The organism is Nocardia africana NBRC 100379, from assembly GCF_001612635.1.
Taxonomy (GTDB): domain Bacteria; phylum Actinomycetota; class Actinomycetes; order Mycobacteriales; family Mycobacteriaceae; genus Nocardia; species Nocardia africana.
The window spans coordinates 1-3,739 of sequence record NZ_BDAV01000050.1; the positions used below are offsets into that span (position 1 = coordinate 1).

Sequence of the window (3,739 nt, forward strand, 5' to 3'; positions counted from 1 at the left end):
GCACCGCGCTGGTGGCCGGCTACTGCCACTATCTGCCGTTCTCGGTGACCGACCTCGGTGCGACGCACCTGGATCCATCGCTGGACGATGCCGGGCTCGGCCCGGCAGTGCTGCTGGCGTTCTGCGCCGGACTGGCCGCGTGTGACCGGGTGCTGGTGCACTCGGCCGCCGCCTCGGCATGGACCCTCGCGGTCGCCGAACGCCACGGCCTCGACCTGGGCGGGCGGCTCGCCGTGGTGCCACCGCCCCGGGACGAACGCCTCGTCCGCGACCCTGCCGAGGCTGAAAACGGCTGGGGCGCATCGCTTGTCGGGGTCTACAACCATCGACTGTACCGGCACTACGGCACCGCACGATTCGCCGAGCTGGCCTCCCGCCTCACCGCGGAGACCAGCGTGCGGCTTCGGGTGACCGACCTGTTCGGTGACCGCAGTGCGGCCCGGGTCGCCCTGGACTCGAGCCCGGAATTCCACCGCGCCCAGCTCGCCGCCCTGCCCGGCGTGCACGTCGTGTCCGACGACGGTGACCGTGCCCGGTATCGGAATCTGTTGGCGGGCGCGCATTTTGGGATCGCGCCGTTGCGGGCGGGCTGTCCGTGGTCGATGAGCGTGATCGACTGCCAGGCGATGGGGCTGCCGGTGATCGCGCCCCGGATGGGCTGGTTCGCCGAGCACATCGACGAGGAACTGCTGTTCGACAGCCTCGACGCGGCGATCGACATCGCGCGCCGGCTGGCCGGTGACGAGGAGTTCTACCGGCTGCACGCCAAACGCGCCCACGCCGCCACCACCTGCCTGACCCCGGCCGTCGTCGCCGCCGCGTATTGGGAGGCGATCTCGCGATGACCGGCTTCGACGTGATTCAGCTGTCCTATGACGAACCGCTCGCCGACGTGCTGCACTCCCGGCTGGCGCGGGTGTTTGGCGGCACAGTGAAACGCCTGCACGGGGTGCGGCCGATGCGCCGCGCCTACCGGCTCACCGCCGAACTCACCGACACCGCTCAGTTCTTCCTCGCAGATGGCGACTTCGCCATCGACCACGAATTCGGCTCTGCCGCAGTCGAACCCCTCGCCGAGGGCGTGTCGATGCGGGTCTGGCGGGCCCGCAATCCGCTCAACGGCTTGTCCTACGGCTACGGCGGGCTGAAGCTGATCCGCGCCGAGGCGTTGCGGCAGCTCGGAGACGCGGTCGATGTCCTGGCCGCCCTGCCCGGCCGCGTCGAATTTGTCGAAGCAACCGCGGGGATGACCCGGTTCAATCAGAGCCCGTATCACGCCTGGCGTGCCGGGTTCCGCGAGTGCGCGATGCTCGCCCGCGGCAGCGAATACGGCATGGACGACGTGTCCGCGCGGCAGAAGATCGCCGCCTGGCGGTCGGCCCGCACCGGCGAGTTCGCCTCCTACGCCGCACTCGGCGCCCGCGACGGTATCGCGTTCGCGCACGACGCCGGCCGTGACCCGGACCGGTTCACCCACCTCAACGATCCGGTGTGGCTGCACCACCGGTTCACCAGCTCCTACGGTGAGCGGGTGATTGCCGGATGAGCGGCCCCGCAACACGATTGGTGCTGATCGAACCCTACGCGGATCGGGTCGGCGGCCACTACCAGCACACTCTGTACGCGCTGGCCGCCGCAGGCCCGGACAGCCTCATCGTGACCCCGGCGCGGCGGTGCGGCCCGGCTGCGCAGCTGCTGGACGGTAGTGCGGCCGTGGCGCGGGTGCTGGCCATCGGCAGCGGCGCGGTGCTGGGCCCGCGATGGTGGCCGGATCGGCTGCGCCGCCTCCCGCACCAGATCGAACTGCTCCGGCGTTGCCTGGTCGAGGGCGCCTGCCTACGCACCGCCCGCCACGAGGGCGGATCCGGGTGTGCGGTGGTGATCCTGACCGCCAGCGAGGGCCTGCACCTTCTTGCCGCAGCGTTGGGCGGTGTGGCGCATCTGCGGTTCGTACACGAGGTCACCACCACCGAAGACCTGCCGTTACGGTTGCTCGGCAAGTTATTTCGCCGCCGCGCGGGCGCGGTTGGGCTCGTGTGTCCCACCGAGGCCGTAGCGCGGCAGCTGCGCACCCGGTTCCCGGTGCTGGCGACCGCGGTGCGGACCTATGCCGTCGACGACGGGCAGCAGTTGACCGACGCGGAGATCGACGGCGCCCGAGATGTTTTCGGGATTCCGGCGGATGCGACGGTGGTGTGCCTGGTCGGCGGCTGGTGGCCGCACAAGGACATCGCCACCTTGGACGCGGCGCTGGCTCGCCTCCGTAAGCCGCTGCATCTGCTGGTCACCGGGCACCCGATCGACCAGCAGATCCTCGACCGGTGGCGGGGCCTTCCCCTGGTCCGGTTGTGTGTGGAGCCCGGCCCGGTCCCCGAACAGATCCTGCGCCTGGTGTACGCGGCGGCCGATGCCAGCCTGGTGATCCGCCATCGCGGCGTCGGCAAGGAATCCGGGCTGGTCCTCGGCGCGGCCCGCCTCGGCGTGCCGCTGATCGTCTCCGGCCACGACCCGGACCTGACCCATCAGCTAATCGGCCACCGGTGGGTGCGGGTGTTGCCCGCCGGATCCCCGGTCAGCCTGGCCATGGCGCTGGATGGCCTCAGCGACGAGCGGATGCCGCGCCCACCGGCCTCGGCGGGCAAGTCCCTGGGCATGGCCACCCCGAGCGAACAGGCGGCCTTCCTTATCGACACCTATCGCCGGCTGTCGGAGGACGGGCGGTGACGCCGCCGGTGATCGCGGTGATCGGGCCCGTCGAACCTGGCCTGCTCACCGCCTGGACCAGCCACTATCGAGGGATCGGCGTCGAGCGGTTCCTGATCGCATTCCACTTCCCCGAACAGGTCCACCCGCGCCATCGGGACACGTTGCTGGGCACCGCCGCCGATCTCGGCATCGGACCGGCCCTGACCAGCACGGGTCCGTGGCACGAGCACACCAACACCGAGTTGCGTGAACGGCTGCGCACTCTGGCCGGGCCCGGCTGGCATCTGCTCGCCGACGCCGACGAGTTTCACCAATTCCCCGGCGGCGTCGATGATGCGATCGCCGCCGCCGACACCGGCGGGCGCCCGGTGGTCGGCGGTCTGCTGTTCGACCGCATCACCTGCGATGGCGCACTTCCGCCGATCACTGTCGGCATCGACCCGGATCAGGTGTTTCCGCTCGGCGGGCACCTGACCCACCGGCTGCTCGGTGGTGATCCCCGCAAGATCGTGGCGGTGCGCTCCGATGTCGTGGTGGCCTCGGGCAATCACCGTGCCCCCGGATATCGGCCGGATCCGGATCGGCTGGTGTGCGTGCACCACTTCAAATGGAGGCGCGGTGTGCTTGCCGATCTGCGCCAGCGGGTGACCCGCTTCGGCAGCGGCGAATGGATCGAACACACCCCCGCAGTGCGGTCGGAAGCCGCCCGGCTGATCGATCACGTCGGCCGCCACCACGGCCGCCTCGACCCCACCGACCCGCGCCCGGCTTACCGGCCTGCCACCCTGGCCCAGCTGTCTGAAAATTGGGTGGTGCAGGCCCGTAACATCCTGGTCGAATGGCGGCCACCGACACCGACGAGCAAGGAGTGATCATCCGAATGCACCGGTCACGGGTCATTTTGTTGTGCGGCATCACCGGCTCCGGCAAGACGGTGCTCGCCAAGGCCCTCGCGGACGAGGACTTCACCCGGCTCTCGGTCGACGAGGAAGTCTTCCGCCGGCACGGCCGCTACGGTGTCGACTACCCCCAT

Annotated in this window: 5 protein-coding genes; all 5 read left to right on the plus strand. The window is 70.3% G+C overall.

Annotated features, from left to right (window positions below; translation table 11 throughout):
- The coding region (locus NA3_RS37930; RefSeq protein ID WP_062969178.1) for a glycosyltransferase family protein at nt 1-845 on the plus strand (845 nt) is incomplete at its 5' end.
- Nucleotides 842-1,546, plus strand: coding sequence for a hypothetical protein (locus tag NA3_RS34975; RefSeq protein WP_062969179.1), 705 nt, complete (start codon nt 842-844; stop codon nt 1,544-1,546). The genes NA3_RS37930 and NA3_RS34975, both read left to right, overlap by 4 nt.
- Nucleotides 1,543-2,724, plus strand: a complete 1,182-nt coding sequence (locus NA3_RS34980) for a glycosyltransferase family protein (protein WP_062969181.1) — start codon at nt 1,543-1,545, stop codon at nt 2,722-2,724. The genes NA3_RS34975 and NA3_RS34980 overlap by 4 nt, the downstream gene beginning before the upstream one ends.
- Nucleotides 2,721-3,578, plus strand: coding sequence for a hypothetical protein (locus NA3_RS34985; protein ID WP_062969183.1), 858 nt, complete (start codon nt 2,721-2,723; stop codon nt 3,576-3,578). Before NA3_RS34980 ends, NA3_RS34985 begins: the two co-directional genes overlap by 4 nt.
- Nucleotides 3,545-3,739, plus strand: a 195-nt coding sequence (locus tag NA3_RS36555; protein ID WP_218021950.1) for an AAA family ATPase, incomplete at its 3' end; no start/stop codon positions are given. The genes NA3_RS34985 and NA3_RS36555, both read left to right, overlap by 34 nt.